At 71.4% G+C, this 24,822-nt stretch carries 21 protein-coding genes; 16 read left to right on the top strand and 5 right to left on the bottom strand.

The genetic code is table 11. The features are described 5' to 3' along the window. The first annotated feature begins 68 nt into the window (after window positions 1–68). The 7 genes from rsmD to mutM all read left to right on the top strand — a co-directional run bounded on the left by rsmD (window position 69) and on the right by mutM (window position 5,254). Window positions 69–650: a 16S rRNA (guanine(966)-N(2))-methyltransferase RsmD gene (gene rsmD / locus ACFYV5_RS06925; protein WP_355107430.1), complete on the top strand. Its 582-nt coding sequence runs from the start codon at window positions 69–71 to the stop codon at window positions 648–650. A 26-nt stretch (window positions 651–676) separates the two neighbouring features. Beyond that, window positions 677–1,168 carry a pantetheine-phosphate adenylyltransferase gene (coaD, locus tag ACFYV5_RS06920; RefSeq protein ID WP_355108321.1) on the top strand — a complete coding sequence of 164 codons (492 nt, stop codon included), beginning with the start codon at window positions 677–679 and terminating at the stop codon, window positions 1,166–1,168. A 110-nt stretch (window positions 1,169–1,278) separates the two neighbouring features. After that, window positions 1,279–2,343 carry an ATP synthase F0 subunit B gene (locus tag ACFYV5_RS06915; protein ID WP_389165358.1) on the top strand — a complete coding sequence of 355 codons (1,065 nt, stop codon included), beginning with the start codon at window positions 1,279–1,281 and terminating at the stop codon, window positions 2,341–2,343. A 169-nt stretch (window positions 2,344–2,512) separates the two neighbouring features. Continuing rightward, the gene (locus ACFYV5_RS06910; protein WP_389166340.1) at window positions 2,513–3,151 is read left to right on the top strand and encodes a YceD family protein; all 639 of its coding nucleotides are present in this window, start codon (window positions 2,513–2,515) and stop codon (window positions 3,149–3,151) included. Between the two features lie 2 nt (window positions 3,152–3,153). Continuing rightward, on the top strand, window positions 3,154–3,327 hold the full coding sequence (gene rpmF, locus ACFYV5_RS06905) for a 50S ribosomal protein L32 (protein WP_030496967.1): 174 nt from the start codon (window positions 3,154–3,156) through the stop codon (window positions 3,325–3,327). A gap of 19 nt (window positions 3,328–3,346) precedes the next feature. Further along, the gene (gene rnc, locus ACFYV5_RS06900) at window positions 3,347–4,231 is read left to right on the top strand and encodes a ribonuclease III (RefSeq protein WP_389165354.1); all 885 of its coding nucleotides are present in this window, start codon (window positions 3,347–3,349) and stop codon (window positions 4,229–4,231) included. 162 nt (window positions 4,232–4,393) lie between these two features. Beyond that, complete coding sequence (gene mutM, locus ACFYV5_RS06895) at window positions 4,394–5,254, top strand: bifunctional DNA-formamidopyrimidine glycosylase/DNA-(apurinic or apyrimidinic site) lyase (RefSeq protein ID WP_355107422.1); 861 nt, start codon at window positions 4,394–4,396, stop codon at window positions 5,252–5,254. On the opposite strand, the gene ACFYV5_RS06890 is transcribed toward mutM, so the two are convergent. Both ACFYV5_RS06890 and ACFYV5_RS06885 read right to left on the bottom strand, forming a co-directional pair. Next, window positions 5,244–5,636, bottom strand: a complete 393-nt coding sequence (locus tag ACFYV5_RS06890; RefSeq protein ID WP_355107420.1) for a helix-turn-helix domain-containing protein — start codon at window positions 5,634–5,636, stop codon at window positions 5,244–5,246. The two genes, mutM and ACFYV5_RS06890, sit on opposite strands and share 11 nt — an antisense overlap. Before the next feature lie 136 nt (window positions 5,637–5,772). Then, window positions 5,773–6,612: a CAP domain-containing protein gene (locus ACFYV5_RS06885; protein WP_389165350.1), complete on the bottom strand. Its 840-nt coding sequence runs from the start codon at window positions 6,610–6,612 to the stop codon at window positions 5,773–5,775. A 182-nt stretch (window positions 6,613–6,794) separates the two neighbouring features. On the opposite strand from ACFYV5_RS06885, the gene ACFYV5_RS06880 reads away from it, so the two are divergent. From ACFYV5_RS06880 to ACFYV5_RS06865, 4 genes are all read left to right on the top strand, one after another. Next, window positions 6,795–7,076, top strand: a complete 282-nt coding sequence (locus ACFYV5_RS06880; protein ID WP_158990922.1) for an acylphosphatase — start codon at window positions 6,795–6,797, stop codon at window positions 7,074–7,076. Window positions 7,077–7,471: 395 nt separating this feature from the next. Beyond that, window positions 7,472–7,687 (top strand): hypothetical protein, encoded by a 216-nt coding sequence (locus tag ACFYV5_RS06875; protein ID WP_215066520.1) that lies wholly within the window; start codon window positions 7,472–7,474, stop codon window positions 7,685–7,687. Window positions 7,688–7,882: 195 nt separating this feature from the next. Further along, window positions 7,883–11,761 carry an AAA family ATPase gene (locus tag ACFYV5_RS06870; RefSeq protein ID WP_389165346.1) on the top strand — a complete coding sequence of 1,293 codons (3,879 nt, stop codon included), beginning with the start codon at window positions 7,883–7,885 and terminating at the stop codon, window positions 11,759–11,761. A gap of 201 nt (window positions 11,762–11,962) precedes the next feature. After that, the gene (locus ACFYV5_RS06865; RefSeq protein ID WP_355107413.1) at window positions 11,963–13,396 is read left to right on the top strand and encodes a sugar porter family MFS transporter; all 1,434 of its coding nucleotides are present in this window, start codon (window positions 11,963–11,965) and stop codon (window positions 13,394–13,396) included. 48 nt (window positions 13,397–13,444) lie between these two features. Here the strand turns inward: ACFYV5_RS06865 and ACFYV5_RS06860 are convergent, their stop codons facing one another. Then, complete coding sequence (locus ACFYV5_RS06860) at window positions 13,445–14,422, bottom strand: LLM class flavin-dependent oxidoreductase (RefSeq protein WP_389165343.1); 978 nt, start codon at window positions 14,420–14,422, stop codon at window positions 13,445–13,447. 58 nt (window positions 14,423–14,480) lie between these two features. Then, a complete protein-coding gene (locus tag ACFYV5_RS06855; protein ID WP_389165341.1) occupies window positions 14,481–15,965 on the bottom strand; it encodes a cytosine permease in 1,485 nt (494 codons plus the stop codon). A 258-nt stretch (window positions 15,966–16,223) separates the two neighbouring features. Between ACFYV5_RS06855 and ftsY the strand changes: the two genes are divergently transcribed. Next, on the top strand, window positions 16,224–17,456 hold the full coding sequence (gene ftsY, locus ACFYV5_RS06850) for a signal recognition particle-docking protein FtsY (protein ID WP_355107407.1): 1,233 nt from the start codon (window positions 16,224–16,226) through the stop codon (window positions 17,454–17,456). 274 nt (window positions 17,457–17,730) lie between these two features. Here the strand turns inward: ftsY and ACFYV5_RS06845 are convergent, their stop codons facing one another. After that, the gene (locus ACFYV5_RS06845) at window positions 17,731–18,390 is read right to left on the bottom strand and encodes a bifunctional DNA primase/polymerase (protein ID WP_389165339.1); all 660 of its coding nucleotides are present in this window, start codon (window positions 18,388–18,390) and stop codon (window positions 17,731–17,733) included. Window positions 18,391–18,808: 418 nt separating this feature from the next. On the opposite strand from ACFYV5_RS06845, the gene ACFYV5_RS06840 reads away from it, so the two are divergent. The 4 genes from ACFYV5_RS06840 to ACFYV5_RS06825 all read left to right on the top strand — a co-directional run bounded on the left by ACFYV5_RS06840 (window position 18,809) and on the right by ACFYV5_RS06825 (window position 24,774). Beyond that, a complete protein-coding gene (locus tag ACFYV5_RS06840) occupies window positions 18,809–20,284 on the top strand; it encodes a hypothetical protein (protein ID WP_355107403.1) in 1,476 nt (491 codons plus the stop codon). Window positions 20,285–20,615: 331 nt separating this feature from the next. Beyond that, complete coding sequence (locus ACFYV5_RS06835) at window positions 20,616–21,962, top strand: ammonium transporter (RefSeq protein ID WP_389165336.1); 1,347 nt, start codon at window positions 20,616–20,618, stop codon at window positions 21,960–21,962. Then, window positions 21,959–22,297 carry a P-II family nitrogen regulator gene (locus ACFYV5_RS06830; protein ID WP_101390346.1) on the top strand — a complete coding sequence of 113 codons (339 nt, stop codon included), beginning with the start codon at window positions 21,959–21,961 and terminating at the stop codon, window positions 22,295–22,297. The genes ACFYV5_RS06835 and ACFYV5_RS06830 overlap by 4 nt, the downstream gene beginning before the upstream one ends. 26 nt (window positions 22,298–22,323) lie before the next feature. Further along, window positions 22,324–24,774 (top strand): [protein-PII] uridylyltransferase, encoded by a 2,451-nt coding sequence (locus ACFYV5_RS06825; protein ID WP_389165333.1) that lies wholly within the window; start codon window positions 22,324–22,326, stop codon window positions 24,772–24,774. Window positions 24,775–24,822: the final 48 nt, after the last annotated feature.

The raw sequence follows: 24,822 nt of genomic DNA, 5'->3' as shown, positions 1-24,822 counted from the left end.
AAGCCGCCATAAGCTATTGCACACGCAATGGCTTATGGCTTATGGCTTCCACAGAGCGAGGACCCCAGATGACCCGCGTGATCGCCGGCACCGCCGGCGGACGCCGACTCGCCGTACCGCCGGGCAGCGGCACCCGCCCCACCTCCGACCGGGCGCGGGAAGGCCTCTTCTCCACCTGGGAGTCGTTCCACGGCCTGGCCGGGGCACGCGTCGTCGACCTGTACGCCGGTTCCGGCGCCGTCGGCCTCGAGGCGCTCTCCCGCGGCGCCTCCCACGCATTGCTCGTCGAGGCCGACCCACGTGCCGCCCGGACGGTGCGGGAGAACATCCGCACCCTCGCCCTGCCGGGCGCCGAACTGCGCACCGGCAAGGCCGAGCAGATCGTGACGGGCCCGGCCCCGGCGGAGCCGTACGACCTGGTCTTCCTCGACCCTCCGTACGCCGTCTCCGACGACGATCTTCGGGAGATCCTCCTCACACTCCGCTCCGGGGGCTGGATCGCGGACGATGCTCTCGTCACCGTGGAGCGCAGCACCCGAGGCGGGGAATTCGGCTGGCCGGCCGGTTTCGAGCCATTGCGGGCCCGTCGCTACGGCGAGGGAACGTTTTGGTACGGTCGCGCCGCCTCTACGTGCGAAGACGCACGATGACCGGACCGGAGAGCGAGGGACCCAAGTTGCGCCGCGCCGTCTGTCCGGGGTCATTCGACCCCATCACCAACGGACATCTCGACATCATCGCCCGCGCCTCCAAGCTGTACGACGTCGTACACGTCGCGGTGATGATCAACCAGTCCAAGAAAGGGCTGTTCACCGTCGACGAGCGGATCGAACTGATCCGTGAGGTCACCCGCGACTTCGGCAACGTCGAGGTCGAGTCCTTCCACGGACTGCTCGTCGACTTCTGCAAGCAGCGCGACATCCCCGCCATCGTCAAGGGCCTCCGCGCGGTCAGCGACTTCGACTACGAGCTGCAGATGGCGCAGATGAACAACGGCCTCTCGGGCGTCGAGACCCTGTTCGTCCCCACCAACCCCACGTACAGCTTCCTGTCGTCCTCCCTGGTCAAGGAGGTCGCCGCCTGGGGCGGCGACGTCTCCCACCTGGTGCCGGAGGCCGTCCTCGGCAGGCTCACCGAGCGCCTGGCCGAACAGCGCGGCCGACAGTGACCTGGAGCGAGCGTCCCTGACGGTCCGTCACCAGGTGTCGGACGGGGGACGACTGCCCTTACAGTCGTCCCGTCCGTCTCCATCCAGCTGTAGAGAGTGGCGAGCACCCGGTGGACGTGCAGAAGAAGCTCGACGAGATCGTTTCGACGGTCACAAACGCCCGCTCCATGCCCATGTCGGCGTCCTGCGTGGTCAACCGCGCCGAGCTGCTCGCCATGCTCGAAGAGGTACGGGAGGCCCTGCCCGGCTCCCTGGCCCAGGCCCAGGAGCTCCTCGGCGGGCGCGAGCAGATGGTCGAGCAGGCCCGGCAGGAGGCCGAGCGGATCATCGAGGCGGCCCACGCCGAGCGCGGCTCGCTGATCTCCGACACCCAGGTGGCCCGCCAGTCCCAGGACGAGGCGGACCGGATCCTCGCCGAGGCCCGCCGGGAGGCCGAGGAGATCAAGGCGGAGGCCGACGACTACGTCGACTCCAAGCTCGCCAACTTCGAGGTCGTCCTCAACAAGACCATCGGATCCGTCGACCGCGGCCGCGAGAAGCTCCTGGGCCGGGGCCCGGGACTCGACGAGCAGGGGTACGCCGATGAGGACGCCCCCGAGTACAGCGCGGACCCGCAGACCCTGATCCACCGGGCCGACGCGTACGTCGACGCCAAGCTCGGCGCCTTCGAGGCCGTGCTGTCCAAGACCCTGGAGGCCGTCGGTCGCGGCCGGCAGAAGCTGCACGGCCGGATCGCCACCGACGACCTCGGCGCGCACATGGCGGCCCAGGACGCGGCGGGCAACGCCGTGCACACGAGCGACGCGGACTATCTCGCCGGCCTCGCGGAGCTGGCCGACCCCGAGCCGGGCCGGCAGCCCGCGCCCGCCATGCAGCAGGTTCCGCAGATCCCGGCGCAGCAGCCGGACCCGTACGGGTACCAGCAGCCGCAGCACCAGCCGCAGGACGCGTACGCCTACCAGGGCCAGGACCCGTACGCGTACCAGAACCAGGACCCCTACGCGTACCAGCAGCAGTACAGCTACGAGCAGCAGCACCAGGTCCAGCACCAGGCACAGCCCCAGCAGCCGCAGGCCGCCGCGCTCGACGAGACCAGCTTCTTCGACACGAGCATGATCGACCTGGAGCAGCTGCGGCAGTACGAGCAGGGGCACGGCCAGGGCCAGGGCCACTGAGTCAGGGCCAGGGTCACTGAGCGGACCCTGCCCCGGGCCGATTGGGCCCTGGGCGAAGCGTCCAGTATCCTGGCTCTTCGGTCGCGCGTATGCCCGCGATCCCTGCTGCCCGCTTCGTCTCTCGATTCGAACACGGCAGCCCCCTCACGATCCGAAAGCAGGAAGAGCCCTGAGCACGCGCCTCGACCACCGCAACCCCCTCGTGTTCGACACGCACGAGCTGGGGCGGCGTCCTGGTGCCCTGCAGCGGCTCTCCCGCTCGGTCACGGCCCCCGGCCACTTCGGTGTCGAAGGGGTCATCGGCGTGCCGGAAGGCGCGCCCGTGGAGATTGATCTCCGTCTCGAGTCGGTCATGGAAGGGGTGCTTGTCACAGGCACCGCCCGTGCATCGGCCGAGGGGGAGTGCGTAAGGTGTCTGGAGCCCGTCGAGCTGGATCTCGACGTGGACTTCCAGGAGATGTTCTCGTACCCCGACTCCGACGACCGGGGCCGCTCCAAGGCGGCCGCGGACGACGAGGCCGAGGACGGCGAGGACATGATCCCCCTCGAGGACGGCATGTTCGACCTCGAACCCGTGCTGCGTGATGCGGTAGTGCTCGCACTGCCGATGCAGCCGGTGTGCCGGGAGGACTGTGCGGGTCTGTGTTCCGAATGTGGAACCAACCTGAACGACAACCCGGACCACCACCACGACGCCGTCGACATTCGTTGGGCGGCACTGCAGGGACTCGCCGGTTCGCTGGGAACCGATGAGAAGGACAACATGAGCGGCGCCGAAGCTGGCGTCGACGAGAAGCAGGAGAAGTAGCCGTGGCTGTTCCGAAGCGGAAGATGTCGCGCAGCAACACGCGCCACCGCCGGTCGCAGTGGAAGGCTGCGGTCCCCACCCTGGTTTCGTGTGAGCGTTGCCAGGAGCCGAAGCAGCAGCACATCGCGTGCCCGAGCTGCGGCACCTACAACAAGCGCCAGGTCCTCTCGGTCTGAGTGGCTGGTGAGAGGCGCGATGTCTGAGTCCAACAAGACGGACAATGCCTCGTCCCACACGCTTCTGGAAGGGCGGCTCGGGTATCAGCTCGAGTCCGCCCTTCTGGTGCGTGCGCTGACGCACCGCTCGTACGCGTACGAGAACGGCGGTCTGCCCACCAACGAGCGTCTCGAGTTCCTCGGGGACTCCGTGCTCGGCCTGGTGGTCACGGACACGCTGTACCGCACCCACCCCGACCTGCCCGAAGGCCAGCTGGCCAAGCTGCGGGCCGCGGTGGTCAACTCGCGTGCGCTGGCGGAGGTCGGTCGCGGCCTCGAACTCGGCTCCTTCATCCGGCTCGGCCGGGGCGAAGAGGGCACGGGTGGCCGGGACAAGGCGTCCATCCTCGCCGACACCCTTGAAGCGGTGATCGGTGCGGTCTATCTCGACCAGGGCCTCGACGCGGCCTCGGAGCTGGTGCACCGGCTCTTCGACCCGCTGATCGAGAAGTCCTCGAACCTCGGTGCAGGACTGGACTGGAAGACCAGCCTCCAGGAACTCACCGCGGCCGAGGGCCTGGGTGTGCCGGAGTACCTCGTCACGGAGACGGGTCCGGACCACGAGAAGACCTTCACTGCTGCCGCCCGCGTCGGTGGTGTCTCGTACGGCACCGGCACCGGCCGCAGCAAGAAGGAGGCGGAGCAGCAGGCGGCGGAATCCGCCTGGCGCGCGATCCGCGCGGCGGCGGACGAGCGAGCGGTGGCGGCGAAGGCCGCGGCGGCGAGCGCGTCGACCGTCACGGCTCCGGTCGAGGCTGACAGCGACGTCGAGGCTGACGTCGAGGTCACGGCCGAGGTCACGGCCGAGGTCGAGGCCGAGAACGGTGGCGCGCCGACGGCCACCGACCCGGCGCAGACCGTCTGACCCGTTCCTTCGGGTTCTTTCCCGCCCGCTCCCTGATCCCAGGGGGCGGGCGGTGCCGTTTCCGCAGCCGTCGAACCGGGCGTCGAACCGGGCGTCGAACCGCTCCGCGGGCGGGCGATAGGCTGCGATCGTCGTCGTCACCGCCCCCGTCGGAGGAGTCCCGTGCCCGAGTTGCCCGAGGTCGAGGTCGTACGGCGCGGTCTTGAGCGCTGGGTCGGCGGGCGCACCGTGGGCGAGGTCGAGGTGCTGCATCCCCGGGCCGTGCGCCGGCACCCGGCAGGCGGGGCGGACTTCGCCGCGCGCCTCAAGGGCCACCGCTTCGGGACCGCCCGCCGCCGCGGCAAGTACCTGTGGATCCCGCTCGCCGACTCCGACGTCTCCGTCCTCGGCCACCTCGGCATGAGCGGGCAGCTGCTCGTCCAGCCCGAGGACGCCCCCGACGAGAAGCACCTGCGGATCCGCGTCCGCTTCGAGGACGGCCTCGGCACCGAGCTGCGCTTCGTCGACCAGCGCACCTTCGGCGGACTGTCGCTCCACGAGAACACGGCGGACGGCCTCCCCGACGTCATCGCGCACATCGCCCGCGATCCGCTGGACCCGGAGTTCGACGACGCGGCCTTCCAGACGGCGATCCGCCTGCGCCGTACGACCGTCAAGCGCGCGCTGCTCGACCAGACGCTGATCAGCGGGGTCGGCAACATCTACGCCGACGAGGCGCTATGGCGCGCCAAGCTGCACTACGAACGCCCCACCGCCATGCTCACCCGGCCGCGGTCGGCCGAACTCCTCGGTCATGTACGGGACGTGATGAACGCGGCCCTCGCCGCCGGCGGGACCAGCTTCGACAGCCTCTACGTCAATGTGAACGGCGAGTCCGGCTACTTCGACCGGTCGCTGGACGCCTACGGTCGCGAGGACGAGCCGTGCCACCGCTGCGGCACACCGATGCGCCGCCGCCCGTGGATGAACCGGTCCAGCTACTTCTGCCCGCGCTGCCAGCGCCCGCCGCGCGCTACGGCGTGACGCCGGCGGAAGCCGTGCGCTTCTCGTCGTAAATCTCGCGCGCCGAGAGCACCTCCGGCATGCGGCCCTCGACCAGGTCGATCAGGGCACGCAGCCGCTCCGCGACCTCGCGGCCCAGGGGCGTCAGGCGGTAGTCCACCCGCGGGGGGTTGGTCGGCTGGGCCTCGCGGTGGACGAGGCCGTCGCGCTCCAGCGCGTGCAGGGTCTGGGACAGCATCTTCTCGCTGACCCCGTCGACCCGGCGGCGCAGCTCGTTGAAGCGGAACGTGCCCTCGTGGAGCGCGCCGAGTGTGAGGGCGCCCCACCGGCCCGTCACATGCTCCAGCGTCTCGCGCGAGGTGCAGGCCCGGGCGAACACGTCGAACACGAGGTCGTCAGTCATACCCTCAAGCCTACTCGCGTACAGCGCTCCCCCTCGGAGTGCGCTCACCAGTGGATTGCGTCCCGGGCGGCCAGGGAACGACGAAGGGCCCCGTCACCACGTGGTGACGGGGCCCCTCCTCCGGTATTCCGTCGGCTCAGAAGCCGAAGTCCTGCGTCCACCACGGACCGCCGTCCGCGAAGTGCACGCCCACGCCCAGCGTTGTGTAGTCGCAGTTCAGGATGTTCGCGCGGTGGCCGTCGCTGTTCATCCACGACTCCATCACGGCCGCGGCGTCCGCCTGGCCCCGGGCGATGTTCTCGCCGCCGAGCCCGGAGACGCCGGCCTGACGGGCACGCTCCCAGGGGGTGTCCCCCTCCGGGTCGGTGTGGTCGAAGAAGCCGCGCTGCGCCATGTCCTGGCTGAACGCGCCGGCCAGCGCGGCGAGAGCGCTGTCGGACCGCACCGGCGTGCAGCCCACCTTCGCCCGCTCCTCGTTGACCAGCCGCACGACCTCCGCCTCGGCCGCCACGTCGCGGGCGACCTGGGCCGGGGCCTCGGTGCGCACGACGGGCTTCTCGGTCGTGGGGGCCGGCTTCGGCTTCGGCGGCGTCGCCTTGGTCGTCGTCCTCGACGGCTGCGGGGCCGGCTTCTTCGGTGCCGGGGAGACGGTGGTCTTCGACGGCTTCGGCGACGGGGTCGCGGAAGCGGTGGAGGGGGAGGAGGTCTTGCCGGTCCCCTTGCCCGCACTCGTACCCGTGGGCGGGGTCGACGACCGGTTCGACGGGGTCGCGGACGAGCCGCCCTGCGTCGTCAGCTCCGGCGCCTGCCGGGACTCGGTCTGCCGCTCACCCGAGCCGGCGCTGCCGACGGTCAGGGTGTCCCCGCCGGGCAGCAGGCCCGAGGCGACGGCGATCGCGCCGACCGCCACCGCGGCGGAAGCGCCGAGCAGCCCGGTGCGCACGGGCGCGCCGCGCCTCTTGCGATGGCGTCCCATCTGCTCTGCCTTTCTGCCGACCTGTGCTGTGCTCTTTGCTGATCTTTGCTGCCGTGGTCCCTGGTGCAGGGTTTGTCCACTGAGACGCATCCGAACGGGTGAGTCTCATTCGGTCGGGACTGTACGCCATGACGCGCGGGGGCGACGTGCTCCTTCGGCAATTGGCCCGTTAGCGTGCAGCCATGAACGAAGACGTACGGCTCACCGCATGGGTGCGCGGCCGAGTACAGGGAGTGGGCTTCCGTTGGTTCACCAGGGCAAACGCCTTGGAGATCGGAGGGCTCGTCGGCTTCGCCCTCAACCTCGACGACGGGCGGGTGCAGGTCGTCGCCGAGGGGCCGAGTGAGAATTGCCACCGTCTGCTCGACTGGCTCCGTTCCGACGACACTCCCGGACGTGTGGACGGAGTCACTGAGATCTGGGACACCCCGCGCGGCGGCTACGACGGCTTCGCGATCCGCTGACGATCATCGGCCGACGCCGTCCGCCCGAGTGCTCCGCGCACTCGGGCGGACGTTCGGAGAACGGCAGCCCAAACGGAAATGACCTGCTGATTGCCGAGAAGGTCTTGCCGTGCCGCGCTCCGCGAGGAAGGATGATCTCTACGCCCCTGAGGCACCGAGTTGCGAGGCGCCGCCGCGAGTTCCGCGGCCGCGGACCCCCCCGGTCGCCCCTTGATACCGGGCGTGATCGTGTTGACCGTCAAACTTTTTGGTGAGACTCTGGAAGCCCCGCGCACCTTAGCTGTTCGGCGGCGAAAACGGCACGAAACAAGATGTGCCGCTGAGCACCGCGGGTGCGAAAATCCCTCACGACCCAACCGCTTCGGTCGGTCACTCAGTGTGGAGGACCATCCATCATGGCAAAGGCGCTTCTCGGTTACGTCGGCGGCTCCGACCCGCGACTCCTCGCCGAGATGCGACGGCTTCAGCAGCGCGTCCAGGACCTGGAGTCCGAGCTTGTTCGGATCCAGTCCGAGAACGACGCGCTCAACGCTGCCGCCGCACAGCACGGAGAGTCGCTGCTCGACAGCATCGACCTCGACGTTCCCCAGGCGGAGCCTGCGCTCACCTGACAGTCAGCCCCGTGCCGGGGCCAGGTGAGAAACACTCTCGCTGGAACAGCTAGATATGCAAGGGACGCTTCGGCGTCCCTTCTTTCTTGAGTCCCGATGCTTTCCTGGGTCCCCCATGTCCCACCCCTCTTCTGGGGAGGGTGTGCCCTGCACCTTCACGGGTGAAACGCGTGACCCCAGGTAGAGTCCGGGGGCGTGCATCTCAAGGCCCTGACCCTCCGCGGTTTCAAGTCGTTCGCCTCCGCCACCACGCTGCGGTTCGAACCGGGAATCACGTGTGTCGTGGGGCCGAACGGATCCGGCAAGTCCAACGTCGTCGACGCCCTGTCCTGGGTCATGGGAGAGCAGGGCGCCAAGTCGCTGCGCGGCGGCAAGATGGAGGACGTCATCTTCGCCGGCACGACCGGGCGGCCGCCGCTGGGCCGCGCCGAGGTCTCGCTGACCATCGACAACTCCGACGGCGCGCTGCCCATCGACTACGCCGAGGTGACGATCACCCGGATCATGTTCCGGGGCGGCAGCAGCGAGTACCAGATCAACGGCGACACCTGCCGGCTGCTCGACATCCAGGACCTGCTCTCCGACTCCGGCATCGGCCGCGAGATGCACGTCATCGTCGGTCAGGGGCAGCTCGACTCCGTCCTGCACGCCGACCCGATGGGGCGCCGCGCCTTCATCGAGGAGGCGGCCGGCGTCCTCAAGCACCGCAAGCGCAAGGAGAAGGCGCTGCGGAAGCTCGACGCGATGCAGGCCAACCTCGCGCGCGTGCAGGACCTCACCGACGAACTGCGCCGCCAGCTCAAACCGCTCGGCCGGCAGGCGGCGGTCGCCCGCCGGGCCGCCGTCATCCAGGCCGACCTGCGCGACGCCCGGCTGCGCCTTCTCTCCGACGATCTCGTACGGCTCCAGGAGGCGCTGAAGGCCGAGGTCGCCGACGAGGCCGCGCTCAAGGAACGCAAGGAGAGCGCCGAGCGCGAGCTCAAGGCGGCGCTCGCGACCGAGGCGGACCTGGAGGACGAGGTACGCAGACTCGCCCCGCGCCTCCAGCGCGCCCAGCAGACCTGGTACGAACTCTCCCAGCTCGCCGAGCGGGTCCGGGGCACCGTCTCGCTCGCCGACGCGCGCGTGAAGAGCGCGACCGCCCAGCCGCCCGAGGAGCGGCGCGGACGCGATCCGGAGGACATGGAACGCGAGGCCGCCCGTATCCGCGAGCAGGAGGCGGAGCTCGCGGCCGCGCTGGAGGCCGCCGAGCGCGCCCTGGAGGACACCGTCGCCCACCGCGCCGAACTGGAGCGCGAGCTCGCGGTGGAGGAGCGCCGCCTCAAGGACGTGGCCCGCGCCATCGCCGACCGCCGGGAGGGGCTCGCCCGGCTGCACGGCCAGGTCAACGCCGCCCGCTCGCGCGCCGCGTCCGCCCAGGCCGAGATCGACCGGCTCGCCGCCGCCAGGGACGAGGCCCAGGAGCGGGCCGTCGCCGCCCAGGAGGAGTACGAGCAGCTCAAGGCCGAGGTCGACGGGCTCGACGCGGACGACACGGAACTGGGGGAGCGGTACGAGGCCGCCCGCCGGGACCTCGCCGAGGCCGAGTCGGCCCTGACGGCCGCCCGCGAGGCCGCCACGGAGGCCGACCGCAGCCGCGCGGCGACCCGGGCCCGCCACGAGGCCCTGTCCCTGGGGCTTCGCCGCAAGGACGGTACGGGAGCGCTGCTCGGCGCCCGCGACAGGCTGAGCGGACTGCTCGGCCCGGCCGCGGAACTGCTCACCGTCACCCCGGGATACGAGATCCCCGTCGCCACCGCTCTCGGCGCGGCGGCGGACGCGGTCGCCGTCTCCGGCCCCGCCGCGGCCGCCGAGGCCCTGCGCCTGCTGCGCAAACAGGACGCGGGCCGCGCGGCGCTGCTCCTGACGGGAGCGGAGACGTACGGGCCCTCCGCCGACGAGGCCGGCCCGGGGGCGCACGCGTCCGCCGAGCCCAGGACACCGACCGCCCGCACGGACGGGCCCGCGCCCGATGCCGCGCCGAACGGAGGCCAGGCCTCCCTGCTCGCCGACGGGCTCGCGCCGGCCGCCGCGGGAGACGCCGCTCGAGACGCCGTGCCGGAAGCCGTCGGCCGGGCCTCCGGCGGGCCAGCGCCCGATGCCGCGCTGAACGGAGGCCGGGCCTCCCGGCCCGCCGACGAGCTCGCGCCGGATGCCGCAGGAGACGCCGTGCCGGACGCCGTCGGGCGGGACTCCCACTCACCCGCGCCGTCTCCGCGCCCCGCGGCGCACCCGTATCCGTACGCCGTCTCCCTCGTCCGTGGACCCGAGGAACTCATGGGCGCCGTGCGCCGGTTGCTCGACGGGATCGTGGTGGTCGGGACGCTGGAGGAGGCCGAGGAGCTCGTCTACGCCCAGCCGGGTCTCACCGCCGTCACCGCCGAGGGGGACCTGCTGGGGGCCCACTTCGCCCATGGAGGCTCCGCCGGGGCGCCCAGCCTCCTCGAGGTGCAGGCGTCCGTCGACGAAGCCGCGACCGAGCTGGAGGAGCTGGCCGTACGGTGCGAGGAGCTGGCCGCCGCCCAGCGGGAGGCCACAGAGCGCCGCCGCACCGCCGCCGCGCTCGTCGAGGAGCTGGCCGAACGCCGTCGCGCCGCGGACCGCGAGAAGTCGGCCGTCGCCAAGGAGTTCGGCCGCCTCGCCGGCCAGGCCCGCGCCGCCGCCGGGGAGGCCGAGCGCACCACCGCGGCGGCCGCCCGCGCGGAAGAAGCGCTGGAGAAGGCGCTGTACGAGGCCGAGGAGCTGGCCGAGCGCCTGCTCGTGGCCGAGGAGACCCCGGCCGAGGAGGAGCCCGACACCTCCGTGCGCGACCGGCTCGCCGCCGACGGCGCCAACGCCCGCCAGACCGAGATGGAGGCCCGGCTCCAGCTCCGTACCCATGAGGAACGGGTCAAGGGCCTCGCGGGCCGCGCCGACTCCCTCGACCGGGCGGCCAGGGCCGAACGCGAGGCACGCGCGCGTGCCGAGCAGCGCCGCGCCCGGCTGCACCATGAGGCGGAGGTCGCCGGCGCGGTCGCCGCGGGCGCCCGGCAGCTGCTGGCCCACATCGAGGTCTCCCTGGTCCGGGCCGAGCAGGAGCGCGTGCTCGCCGACGCGGCCAAGAGCGCCCGCGAGCAGGGCTTGGCCGCCGCCCGGAACCGGGGCCGCGAGCTGAAGGCCGAGCTGGACAAGCTCACCGACTCCGTCCACCGCGGTGAGGTCCTCGGCGCGGAGAAGCGGCTGCGGATCGAGCAGCTGGAGACCAAGGCCCTGGAGGAGCTGGGCGTCGAGCCGGCCGGCCTGGTCTCCGAGTACGGCCCCCATCACCTCGTACCGCCGTCGCCGCCCGCCGAGGGCGAGGAGCTGCCGGAAGACCCGGACCACCCGCGCAACCAGCCCCGCCCCTTCGTCCGTTCGGAGCAGGAGAAGCGGCTGAAGGCCGCCGAACGGGCGTACCAACAGCTCGGCAAGGTGAACCCGCTGGCCCTGGAGGAGTTCGCGGCGCTGGAGGACCGGCACAAGTTCCTCTCCGAGCAGCTGGAGGACCTGAAGAAGACCCGCGCGGACCTCCTTCAGGTCGTGAAGGAGGTCGACCTCCGCGTCGAGCAGGTCTTCACCGAGGCGTACCGGGACACCGCCCGTGAGTTCGAGGGCGTCTTCTCGCGTCTCTTCCCCGGCGGCGATGGCCGGCTGATCCTGACCGACCCCGACAACATGCTCACCACCGGTGTCGACGTGGAGGCCCGGCCGCCGGGCAAGAAGGTCAAGCGCCTCTCGCTGCTCTCCGGCGGCGAGCGCTCGCTGACCGCCGTGGCGCTCCTGGTCTCCATCTTCAAGGCCCGCCCCAGCCCGTTCTACGTCATGGACGAGGTGGAGGCGGCCTTGGACGACACCAACCTCCAGCGGCTCATCCGGATCATGCAGGAGCTCCAGGAGTCCTCGCAGCTCATCGTCATCACGCACCAGAAGCGGACGATGGAGGTCGCGGACGCGCTGTACGGCGTCTCCATGCAGGGCGACGGCGTCTCGAAGGTCATCAGCCAGCGCCTGCGGTGATCAACTACAAGTCTTGAACTCAAGGCGCCACGCCGCAGGTTTAAAGTCATACAACATCAGGTCTTGACTTCGAAACTTGAAGGAATAGTCTCTGCAACGTTGCTTTTACCTTCACGTGGTGGGCGGCGTCATGTTGTGCGCCACTGGAAGGGCTCGCCCCCCCACGCCCCGGCGACGCTGCCGGAGCCCCCAGGAGTCCATGTGACCAGCACCGCGCAGGCGCCCACGCCGCCGCCTTCCGAAGGCCGAGCCGCCCACCCGGACCACCTCGGCCACGTCATCTTCATCACGGCGTCCGCCGCGATGGGTGGTTTCCTCTTCGGATACGACAGCTCCGTCATCAACGGCGCCGTCGAGGCTATCCGGGACCGCTACGACATCGGCTCCGGCACCCTGGCCCAGGTCATCGCGATCGCCCTGATCGGCTGTGCCATCGGCGCCGCGACCGCCGGCCGGATCGCCGACCGCATCGGCCGCATCCGCTGCATGCAGATCGCCGCCGTGCTCTTCAGCGTCAGCGCCGTGGGCTCCGCCCTGCCCTTCGCCCTGTGGGACCTCGCCTTCTGGCGGATCGTCGGCGGCTTCGCCATCGGCATGGCCTCGGTGATCGGCCCGGCGTACATCGCCGAGGTCGCCCCCGCCGCCTACCGCGGTCGCCTCGGCTCCTTCCAGCAGGCCGCCATCGTCATCGGCATCGCCATCTCCCAGCTGGTCAACTACGGCATCCTGCAGCTCGCCGACGGCGACCAGCGCGGTGAGATCGCCGGCCTCGAGGCCTGGCAGTGGATGCTCGGCGTGATGGTCGTCCCCGCCCTGCTCTACGGTCTGCTCTCCTTCGCCATCCCCGAGTCCCCCCGCTTCCTCATCTCCGTCGGCAAGGTCGACCGGGCGAAGGAAGTCCTCGCGGAGGTCGAGGGGCACGGCGTCGACCTCGACCGCCGCGTCGCCGAGATCGACCGCGCCATGCGCAGCGAGCACAAGTCCACCTTCAAGGACCTGCTCGTGGCCGGCGGCCGCTTCAAGCTGCTCCCCATCGTCTGGGTCGGCATCGGACTCTCGGTCTTCCAGCAGCTCGTCGGCATCAACGTCGCCTTCTACTACTCCGCGACGCTCTGGCAGTCGGTCGGCATCGACCCCTCAAGCTCGTTCTTCTACTCGTTCACCACGTCGATCATCAACATCGTCGGCACCGTGATCGCGATGGTCCTGGTCGACCGGGTGGGCCGCAAGCCCCTCGCGCTCGTCGGCTCCATCGGCATGGCCGTCGCCCTCGCCGTCGAGGCATGGGCCTTCTCCGCCGACCTCGTCGACGGCAAGCTGCCCGAGACCCAGGGCGTCGTGGCGCTCGTCGCCGCCCATGTCTTCGTGCTCTTCTTCGCCCTCTCGTGGGGCGTGGTGGTCTGGGTCTTCCTCGGCGAGATGTTCCCCAACCGGATCCGCGCCGCCGCCCTCGGCGTCGCCGCCTCCGCGCAGTGGATCGCCAACTGGGCCATCACCGCGAGCTTCCCGTCCCTGGCGGACTGGAACCTCTCCGGTACGTACGTGATCTACACGGTCTTCGCCGTGCTCTCCATCCCCTTCGTGCTCAGGTACGTCAAGGAGACCAAGGGCAAGGCGTTGGAGGAGATGGGCTAATCCCCGCTGCCCCTCTCCTCGTGATCGGAACTGCCCCGGCCCACGGCCCTATGCCGTGAGCCGGGGCAGCACCGTCTCCCCCAGCAGACGCAGACCGCGCCACCCCTCCTCGACCGGCATCCCGCCGCACAGCGGATGGAACACCAGGCTCTCCAGCTCCCCGCCCAGGGCCACGCACTCGTCCGGCGTGACGATCCGGTACACCCCCTCGGCCCGCAGCTCCGCGACCGTCGTCGCCGTCGAGCGCACCGCCGAGCGGATGTCCTTCGACTGCCAGGAGGCGTACGTCCGCGCCTCGTGCAGGAAGTGCTCCCCGTACAGCTCCCAGGACCGGTCCGGGTCCTCCGCGAGGTGCAGCAGCGGGGTCCGCTCGGCCGGCATCATCGTCCAGCCCTCCGTGCCGTACTCCGCGCACCGCTCCCGGTAGTACGTCTCCAGCTCCGGCAGGTGCGCGCTCGGGAAGAACGGCAGCCCGAGCCGGGCCGCCCGCCGCGCCGCCGCCTTCGAGGAACCGCCCACCAGCAGCAGCGGATGAGGCCGGGTGAAGGGCCGCGGAGTGACCCGTACCGTACGGCCCTGGTATGTGAAGGGCTCGCCGGACCACGCCTTCAGCAGGGTCTCCAGGAGCAGGTCCTGCAGCTTGCCGCGGCGGCCCCAGTCGACCCCGCGCTCCTCGTACTCCTCCGGGCGGTAGCCGATGCCCGCGACCGTCACCAGCCGCCCTGCGCTCAGCAGATCCAGGACGGCGATCTCCTCGGCGAGCCGCAAGGGGTCGTGGAGCGGCCCGATGATCGCCGAGACGGTGACCGCGATCCTCTTCGTCGCCCCGAAGACCGCGCCCGCGAAGGCGAAGGGGGAGGGCAGCCAGTTGTTGGCGGCGCCGTGGTGCTCCTCGGTCTGGACGGTGGCGACGCCGTGCTCGTCGGCGTAGGCGGCCATGGCGAGGGCGGCGCGGTAGCGCTCCGAGAGGGACTCGGGGGTGGCATGCGGATCGACGAGGTTGAACCGTACGACGGTGAACGGCATGGGAAGTCCCCCTCCGCGCGTGGGAAGCCGGCGAAGGGGGACGGTATCTGACGTAGCGTCAGATGGAAACGGTGGAGACGGTCTCGCGGGCCTCGGCGGGCTCCGCCGGTGCGTGGACCGCGGCCCGCGGCAGCACGGCGTACAGCACGCCCGCGACCACGATCGTCGCCGCCCAGCCGAGGCCGTTCTCCCCGATCCAGGACGAGGCGAGCGGACCGGAGAACCAGTCGACCTTGGTGAACAGCAGACCGGCGGCCAGCGCCACGGCCCAGGCCGTCATCGCCTGCCAGGCGAAGCCGCCCCGGTACCAGTAGGCGCTCGTGCGCGTGGTGTCCATCAGCGCCACCCCGTCGTACGACCGGCGGCGCAGCATGTCGACGCCGAAGACGCCGATCCACGCGGAGAACGCCACCGCGAGCAGCGTCAGGAAGGAGATGAACGAGCCGATGAAGCTGGTCGCCACCACCATCAGGAGGAAGCCGAAGACCAGGCTGATCACGGCGTTCACGCTCACCGCCGCGGCGCGCGACACCTTGATGCCGAGGGTCTGGGCGGTGAACCCCGCCGAGTACATCGACATCGAGTTGATCAGCAGCATCCCGATCAGCGCGATGAGCAGGTACGGGACGGAGATCCAGGCCGGCAGCAGCTCACCGATGAACGAGACCGGGTCCTGAGCCGAGGCCAGACCGGGCGTCGCCACCGCCATGACCGCGCCCATCAGGACCATCGGCAGCACGACGATGCCGGCGCCGCCGATCGTGGAGCCGACCATCGCCTTCGAGGAGGCCGTACGGGGCAGATAGCGGGTGAAGTCCGGGCCGGACGGGACCCAGCTGATACCGCCCGCCGCGATGGTGCCGATACCCGCGATCATCATCGCCGTCGAACCGGCCGGCTTGTCGAAGACCGCCGACCAGTCCGTGTTCGCCACCAGATAGACCAGGACGAGGACGGAGAAGGCGCCGAAGAGGTACGTCGACCACTTGCTGCACACCCGCAGGGCGTTGATGCCGAGCCCGGACACCAGGAAGGTGCAGGCGACGAAGAGCAGCAGTGTGACGACGATCAGCGCGGTGTTCGACGCGATGCCGAAGAGCAGATCGAGCACGGTCAGCACGGCGTAGGCGCCGGTGACCGCGTTGATGGTCTCCCAGCCCCAGCGGGCCACCCAGATCAGCGACCCGGGGAAGAGGTTGCCGCGCTGCCCGAAGACGGCCCGCGACAGCGCCATGCCGGGGGAGCCGCCCCGCTTGCCGGCGATCGAGATCAGGCCGACGATCCCGTACGAGAGGATCGGCGCGGCCGTCGCGACGACGAGGACCTGCCAGAAGTTCAGGCCGTTGAAGACGATCAGACCCGCGCCCATCGTGAGAAGAAGCACACTGATGTTGGCGGCGACCCAGGTCGGGAACAGCTCCCGTACGTGGCCGGTGCGCTCGGCATCGGGGACGGGTTCGAGACCACGGGTCTCGACGGCGCGTTCGGCGGCCTGGCCGCCGGATATCGCGCCTTCTGGCTCGCGCGCGGGGGCGTGGGGCATGGGAGGTACTCCGTACAGAGGTGGGGCTCCGGGGGAGGGCGGGCGGTCGAAGCGCGCGCCAAGTGCACCAGCATCGTATGTAATCCAGCAAAGGTCCACATAAAGACCCCTTGGCGCCGGTCGTACCGATCCTCCACCCGTCGGCGGACGATCCCGGCCGTACGCGGGCCGCCGCCCCTGACCGCCCGACGGCGGGGGACTCGCCCCGGCGGGCGGCACCCGGGGTGACGCGGCGGGCCACGCCATACTGGTGGGGTTATGGAACTCATTCTTGCTGTAGTCATCGCCCTGGTCGTCGCCGTCGCCGTGACCAGCGGGCTCGTGATCAGCGGCCGCAAGAAGAAGCAGCTGCCGCCGCCCGAGGCGCCGTCCACCACGCCGACCATCACCGCTCCGCCCGCCGAGCCGCACGTCGGCGACGAGGCGGAGACGCCGCGGGAAGAACCACGCCGGACCATCGAGGAGGTCGACCTTCCGACCGCCGAGGAGGCCGTCGAGACCCCGGCCGCCGTCGAGGACCCGGTCGTCGCCGCCCCGCCGGCGCCCGAGATCGAGGTGCCGGAACCGACCGCGGGCCGTCTCGTACGGCTCCGCGCCCGCCTCGCCCGTTCGCAGAACTCCCTCGGCAAGGGGCTGCTCACGCTGCTGTCGCGGGACAACCTCGACGAGGACACCTGGGAGGAGATCGAGGAGACCCTCCTCACCGCCGACGTCGGCGTCGCCCCCACCCAGGAGCTGGTCGAGCGCCTGCGCGAGCGCGTCCGGGTCCTCGGTACCCGCACCCCCGAGGAGCTGCGTGCCCTGCTCCGCGAGGAGCTCATCACCCTCCTCGGCCCCGACCTCGACCGCGCCGTGAAGACCGAGAGCGACCCGGGCACCCCGGGCGTCGTCATGGTCGTCGGCGTCAACGGCACCGGCAAGACCACGACCACCGGCAAGCTCGCCCGGGTCCTGGTCGCCGACGGCCGCTCCGTCGTCCTCGGCGCGGCCGACACCTTCCGCGCCGCCGCGGCGGACCAGCTCCAGACCTGGGGCGAGCGGGTCGGCGCCCGGACCGTACGCGGTCCCGAAGGCGGCGACCCCGCGTCGATCGCCTTCGACGCGGTCAAGGAGGGCATCGCGGAGGGCGCCGACGTCGTCCTCATCGACACCGCCGGCCGACTGCACACCAAGACCGGCCTGATGGACGAGCTCGGCAAGGTGAAGCGGGTCGTCGAGAAGCACGGTCCGCTGGACGAGGTCCTGCTCGTCCTGGACGCCACCACGGGCCAGAACGGCCTGGTCCAGGCGCGCGTCTTCGCCGAGGTCGTCGACATCACCGGCATCGTGCTCACCAAGCTCGACGGCACGGCCAAGGGCGGCATCGTGATCGCGGTCCAGCGGGAGCTGGGCGTTCCGGTCAAGCTGATCGGCCTGGGGGAGGGCCCGGACGACCTGGCTCCCTTCGAGCCGGGGGCCTTCGTCGACGCCCTGATCGGCGACGGGGCCTAGACCTGGAGCGGCCGGCGGACCTGGCTCACCCGTGGTGCGGGCTTCACCCGCGGGTGGGTCCGTCCCCCTCCCGTAACCGTTGTGGGTAATCGTCCCGCAGGGCTGGGGGTCCCCCCGGACGGAGTCTGGGGGAGGGTGGGCACACCCACGGGGGCGGCGACCGTTCAAGGGCCGGTCAGGCCGTGGGCCCGGCCCGCACGGAGGGCGTTCAGGCCGTGGGCCCGGGCCCGCACGGGGGCCAGTCAGGCGTGGGCCCAGCCCACAACAGCTACGTTCAGGCCCTGGGGCCGGCGCGGTGGCAGACGTACGCCAGGGTGCCCAGAAGGAGCCGCGCCTGCGGTGGGGCGCCCGCCGTGTCCAGCGTCGGGGGCCGCAGCCAGCGGACCGGGCCCAGGCCGGCGAGGTCCGACGGCGGCGCCGTCACATGCGCGCCGGCCCCCAGGCCCCGAAGGTCCAGGTCCGCGTCGTCCCAGCCCATCCGGTACAGCAGCTGCGGCAGCTCCGCCGCCGCGCCCGGCGCCACGAAGAACCACGCCCGTCCCGTCGGCGTCGCGCAGACCGGGCCCAGCGGCAGCCCCATGCGCTCCAGCCGGACCAGCGCCCGGCGCCCCGCGGCCTCGGCGACCTCGATCACGTCGAAGGTCCGGCCCACCGGCAACAGCAGCGCCGCGCCCGGGTACCGCGACCACGCCTTGGTCGCGTCGTCGACGCCCGCGCCCGCCGGGACCTCGTCGGCGAACGAGAGCGGATGCGCCCCCGGAGCCGTACACGACGGATCCCCGCAGGAGCACTGGCCGGAGACGGCCCGCGCTCCCGGGACCACGTCCCAGCCCCACAGTCCTGTGTACTCGGCCACCGCTGTGCACTCTGTCGTGCGGACGCGGCGTCGTGAGCCGGACCGCATCTCGCGAATGCCGCCGATCGTGAAGCCCATGCCCCCTCCAACGGGTCGAACGCGCCGGTGGTTACGACTCGGAGCCCCACCGTCACGCTCCGTAGCCGGAGGTGGCGTACGGTCGCGGGCGAGGTGGTGCGGCCCGTTGCGCGCGCCTCCTCGCGCAACACTCCGCCGACCCTGGTTCGTCGCATGTCAAGTGAATCGTGTTCCCCGGCGGGTGAGTTCATTCGAAGGGGTGGCGAATGGTGGCGTTTCTTGAAACCAGCTCGCGAGACGGGTGATCGTAGGATTACTTTCGGTGCTCGAACCCAGGAGTTCACTGCGCGCATGGGTATGCCGGAGGCAACCCGCTTTCCTGTTCGAAGGAGTGCATGCTCCAGACGAACGCCGCAACACCCGGCATTCTGATAGGGGTTCGCGCAACAGAGACATCGACGTGGATGGGGGCGTTCCTGTGGGCGGCAACGGCGCAGACGCTACGACTGCCGGCAAGCGCCCGAACGAGCAGCTGAGCTCGTGGTTCGTGCGCAGCGGCTGGTCGAAGGGCGAGCTGGCGCGCCAAGTGAACCGCAGGGCACGTCAGATGGGCGCGCACCACATCTCCACCGACACCTCCCGCGTCCGCCGCTGGCTGGACGGCGAGCAGCCCCGCGAACCCATCCCGCGGATCCTCTCCGAGCTGTTCTCCGAGCGCTTCGGCGCGGTCGTGGCCATCGAGGACCTCGGACTGCGCACCGCCCACCAGTCGCCGTCCGTCTCCGGTGTCGACCTGCCCTGGGCCGGACCCCAGACCGTCGCCCTGCTCAGCGAGTTCTCCCGCAGCGACCTGATGCTCGCCCGCCGCGGCTTCCTCGGCTCCGCCCTCTCACTCGCCGCCGGACCCTCGCTCATCGAGCCCATGCAGCGCTGGCTCGTACCCACCCCCGCCGGCGAGGCCGAGCGTCCCGAACCCGCCGTCGACACCCGGCGCCCCGGCCGCCTCTCCCCGGGCGAGCTGGACCTGCTCGAATCCACCACGGCCATGTTCCGCCAGTGGGACGCCCAGTGCGGCGGCGGGCTGCGCCGCAAGGCGGTCGTCGGCCAGCTCCACGAGGTCACCGACCTCCTCCAGGAGCCCCAGCCGGCCGCCACCGCCCAGCGCCTGTTCAAGTGCGCAGCCGAACTGGCCGAACTGGCCGGATGGATGAGCTACGACGTCGGCCTGCAGCCCACCGCCCAGAAGTACTTCGTCCTTGCCCTGCACGCCGCCAAGGAAGCGGGCGACAAGCCGCTCGGCTCGTACATCCTCTCCTCGATGAGCCGTCAGATGATCCACCTCGGGCGGCCCGACGACGCCCTCGAACTCATCCACCTCGCCCAGTACGGCAGCCGCGACTGCGCCACCGCGCGCACCCAGTCCATGCTGTATGCGATGGAGGCCCGCGCCTACGCGAACATGGGCCAGCCCTCCAAGTGCAAGCGGGCCGTCCGCATGGCCGAGGACACTTTCGCCGACGTCGGCCTCGACGGCGAGCCCGAGCCCGACTGGATCCGCTTCTTCTCCGAGGCCGAGCTCAACGGCGAGAACTCCCACTCGTACCGGGATCTGGCCTACGTCGCCGGGCGCTCCCCGACGTACGCCTCCCTCGCCGAGCCCGTCATGGAGCGCGCGGTCGCCCTTTTCGAGAAGGACACCGAGCACCAGCGTTCGTACGCACTCAACCTGATCGGCATGGCCACCGTGCACCTCCTCAAGCGGGAGCCCGAGCAGTCCGCCGCCCTCGTCGAGAGAGCCCTGGGCGTCGCCAAGAGGGTCCGCTCCGAACGGGTCAACACCCGGCTCCGCAAGACCGTCGACACGGCCGCCCGCGACTTCCGCGACGTCGCCGAGGTCGTCCAGCTCACCGACCGGCTCACCGCTCTGCTGCCCGAGACCGCCGAGGCGGTCTGAGCGCGGCGACCCTCCACACCCCGGCCGCGACAGCCGTCCCTCACTGCCCGACTCGGCTCCCCCGCCGCAAGGACACAGGGACGCTGCCGCGGCCGGCCCACGCCCGGGGCCCCGTGCCTGCGGGCAGGGTACGCGCGTGACACATCCGTGATCTTGTCGTTCACAGCCGCGTAACACGCCCCACCCCTTCGTCACTGCGGCGAAACATCGTGCGGCATCGACGGAAACGGCGCTGCGCCAACTTTGGCGAACATAACCGGCCACCCCTCACGGCCAAGCCGCTCTCCGGCCCCGCCCCCGCACAGGCCGTACCGACGACGAGGAGACGCCGATGGCACCAGCCATCACGACCCTGGCAGCAGACGCCCCCGAGCTGTCCGCCGCCAACACCGGGTTCATGCTCATCTGCTCCGCCCTGGTCATGCTGATGACCCCGGCACTCGCCTTCTTCTACGGAGGCATGGTCCGCGTCAAGTCCACCCTCAACATGCTGATGATGAGCTTCATCAGCCTCGGGATCGTCACGATCCTCTGGGTGCTCTACGGCTTCAGCATCGCCTTCGGCACCGACAACGCCTCCCTCTTCGGCTGGTCGTCCGAGTACGTCGGCCTCAGCGGCATCGGCGTCAACCAGCTGTGGGACGGCTACACCATCCCGGTCTTCGTCTTCGCCGTCTTCCAGCTGATGTTCGCGATCATCACCCCCGCCCTCATCAGCGGCGCCCTCGCCGACCGCGTGAAGTTCACCGCCTGGGCCCTCTTCATCGCCCTGTGGGTCACGATCGTCTACTTCCCCGTCGCCCACTGGGTCTGGGGCTCCGGCGGCTGGCTCTTCGAGATGGGCGTCATCGACTTCGCCGGCGGCACGGCGGTCCACATCAACGCCGGTGCCGCGGCCCTCGGCGTGATCCTCGTCATCGGCAAGCGCGTCGGCTTCAAGAAGGACCCGATGCGCCCGCACAGCCTCCCGCTGGTCATGCTCGGCGCCGGTCTGCTCTGGTTCGGCTGGTTCGGCTTCAACGCCGGCTCCTGGCTCGGCAACGACGACGGCGTCGGCGCCGTGATGTTCGTCAACACCCAGGTCGCCACCGCCGCCGCCATGCTCGCCTGGCTCGCCTACGAGAAGATCCGCCACGGCTCCTTCACCACCCTGGGCGCCGCATCCGGCGCGGTCGCCGGCCTCGTCGCCATCACCCCGGCCGGCGGCGCCGTGAGCCCCCTCGGCGCGATCGCGGTGGGCGCCGTCTCCGGTCTGCTCTGCGCCATGGCCGTCGGCCTCAAGTACAAGTTCGGCTACGACGACTCCCTCGACGTCATCGGCGTCCACCTCGTCGGCGGAATCGTCGGCTCCCTCCTCGTCGGCTTCTTCGCCAGCGGGGGAGTCCAGTCCGACGCCAAGGGCCTCTTCTACGGCGGCGGCCTCGACCAGCTCGGCAAGCAGGCCATCGGCGTCTTCGCCGTCCTCGCCTACTCTCTGATCGCCTCCGCGATCCTCGCGCTGATCATCGACAAGACGATGGGCATGCGGGTCAGCGAGGACGACGAGGTCTCCGGCATCGACCAGGTCGAGCACGCCGAGACCGCGTACGACTTCAGCGGAGCCGGCGGCGGCGCCTCCTCGCGCAGCACGGCCGCGCCCGCCCCCGCAGTTACGGAGACCAAGAAGGTGGACGCATGAAGCTCATCACCGCAGTCGTGAAGCCGCACCGGCTGGACGAGATCAAGGAGGCCCTCCAGGCCTTCGGAGTCCAGGGCCTCACGGTCACCGAGGCCAGCGGATACGGCCGCCAGCGCGGCCACACCGAGGTCTATCGCGGGGCCGAGTACACCGTCGACCTCGTCCCGAAGATCCGCATCGAGGTCCTCGTCGAGGACGACGACGCCGAACAGCTCATCGATGTCGTGGTCAAGGCCGCCCGAACCGGCAAGATCGGTGACGGAAAGGTGTGGAGCGTGCCGGTCGAGACCGCCGTACGCGTCCGCACGGGCGAGCGCGGTCCGGACGCACTGTAGGCACGGAGCACTGAAGGAGCTGCTGGGTGACGAGCGTCGATGTGAGTACGCAAGCGGAAGACTCGGGACCCAGCGGCTACGCGGCGGCCCGGCTGCGCCTTCTCAGTGAGAAGGAGCGGTCCGGGCCGCCGCGCCGTGCCGCCCTGGCCCGGCTCACCGACGACTGGCTGACCGGACTGTTCACCGCCGCCCAGCCGCCACGAGGGGTGGCGCTCGTCGCCGTCGGCGGCTACGGGCGCGGTGAGCTCTCCCCACGGAGCGACCTCGACCTGCTGCTCCTCCACGACGGAACCGCCGACGCGGGCGCCATCGCCCGGCTCGCCGACCGGATCTGGTACCCGGTCTGGGACCTGGGCCTCGCCCTCGACCACTCCGTACGCACCCCCGCCGAGGCCCGCAAGGCGGCCGCGGACGACCTCAAGGTCCAGCTCGGGCTCCTCGACGCCCGGCCCGTCGCCGGCGACGCCGGACTCGTCGCCGGACTGCGGACCGCCGTACTCGCCGACTGGCGCAACCAGGCACCCGAACGGCTCCCCGAACTCGACGCGCTCTGCCGCGAGCGGGCCGAGCGCATGGGGGAGCTGCAGTTCCTCCTCGAACCCGATCTGAAGGAGGCCCGGGGCGGACTCCGCGACGCCCAGGTCCTGCGCGCCGTCGCCGCCTCCTGGCTCGCCGACGCACCACGCGAGGGCCTGGACGCCGCCCGCCGCCGCCTCCTCGACGCCCGCGACGCACTGCACCTGGCCACCGGCCGGGCCACCGACCGGCTCGCCCTCCAGGAGCAGGACGCCGTCGCCCAGGAGCTCGGGCTCCTCGACGCCGACACCCTGCTGCGCGAGGTGTACGAGTCCGCGCGGATCATCTCGTACGCCACCGACGTCACCTGGCGCGAGGTCAACCGCGTCCTCAAGGCCCGCTCGGCCCGGCCCCGACTGCGCACCCTCCTGGGCGGCCGCTCAGGAGGCGGAAAGCCGCCGATCGAACGCACCCCGCTCGCCGAGGGCGTGGTGGAGATGGACGGCGAGGTCGTCCTCGCCCTCAGCGCCAAACCCGAACGGGACTCCGTGCTGCCCCTGCGGGCCGCCGCCGCGGCCGCCCAGTCCGGCCTCCCGCTCTCCCCGCACGCCGTACGCCGCCTCGCCGCCGCCGCCAAACCGCTGCCCGTCCCGTGGCCCGCCGAGGCGCGCGAGGAGCTCGTCACCCTGCTCGGCGCCGGGGAACCCACCGTGCCTGTCTGGGAGGCGCTGGAGGCCGAAGGGCTCATCACCCGGCTCCTGCCCGACTGGGAACGGGTCCGTTGCCGGCCCCAGCGCAACCCCGTCCACACCTGGACCGTCGACCGGCACCTCGTCGAGACCGCCGTCCGCGCCTCCTCCCTGACCCGCCGCGTCGGCAGGCCCGACCTGCTGCTCGTCGCCGCGCTGCTGCACGACATCGGCAAGGGCTGGCCAGGCGACCACTCCGTGGCCGGCGAGACCATCGCCCGCGACGTCGCCACCCGGATCGGCTTCGACCGCACCGACGTCGCCGTCATCGCCACCGTCGTACGCCACCACCTGCTGCTCGTCGAGACCGCGACCCGCCGCGACCTGGACGACCCGGCCACCGTACGGTCCGTCGCCACGGCCGTCGGGACCCACGGCGCGCTCGAACTGCTGCACGCCCTCACCGAAGCCGACGCCCTGGCCACCGGACCGGCCGCCTGGTCCTCCTGGCGCGGCGCGCTCGTCACCGACCTCGTCAAGAGGGTCGGCGCCATCCTCGCCGGGGAGCCCGAACCGGAATCGGAACCCGCCGCTCCCAGCGCGGAGCAGGAACGCCTCGCGGTCGAGGCGCTACGCACCGGGGAGCCCGTCCTCGCCCTGCACGCCCAGCCGGAGACCGCGGCGCAGGACGGCGAACCGGAACCCGTCGGCGTCGAACTGCTCATCGCCCTGCCCGACCAGCCCGGCGTGCTGCCGGCCGTGGCCGGCGTCCTCGCCCTGCACCGGCTGACCGTCCGCGCCGCCGACCTGCGCGCCATCGAGCTCCCCACCGAGCTCGGGCCGGGCGCCGTCCTCGTCCTGAACTGGCGCGTCGCCGCCGAGTACGGCTCCCTGCCCCAGGCCGCCCGGCTCCGCGCCGACCTCGTCAGGGCCCTGGACGGCAGCCTCGACATCCCCGCCCGGCTCGCCGAACGCGAGGCCGCCTACCCGCGGCGGCGCGGCGTCACCGCCCCACCGCCGCGCGTCACGGTCGCCGCCGCCGACTCCCGCCTCGCCACCGTCATCGAGGTCCGCGCCCAGGACGCCCCCGGACTGCTGCACCGCATCGGCCGGGCCCTGGAGGGCGCCGACGTCCGGGTCAGGAGCGCGCACGTCTCCACGCTGGGTGCCAACGCGGTGGACACGCTGTACGTGACCCGCCCCGACGGCTCGCTTTTGGCGGACGAGGAGGCGGCAGACCTGGCGCAGGCCCTGGAGGGCGCGCTGCGGTGACAGCGTCCGCCCCCGCCCGATCCGACGGGCGGGGGCACACACTTCGAG

Source organism: Streptomyces sp. NPDC003035, from assembly GCF_042888285.1.
Taxonomy (GTDB): Bacteria; Actinomycetota; Actinomycetes; order Streptomycetales; family Streptomycetaceae; genus Streptomyces.
This window is presented reverse-complemented; position numbering and strand designations above follow the sequence as displayed.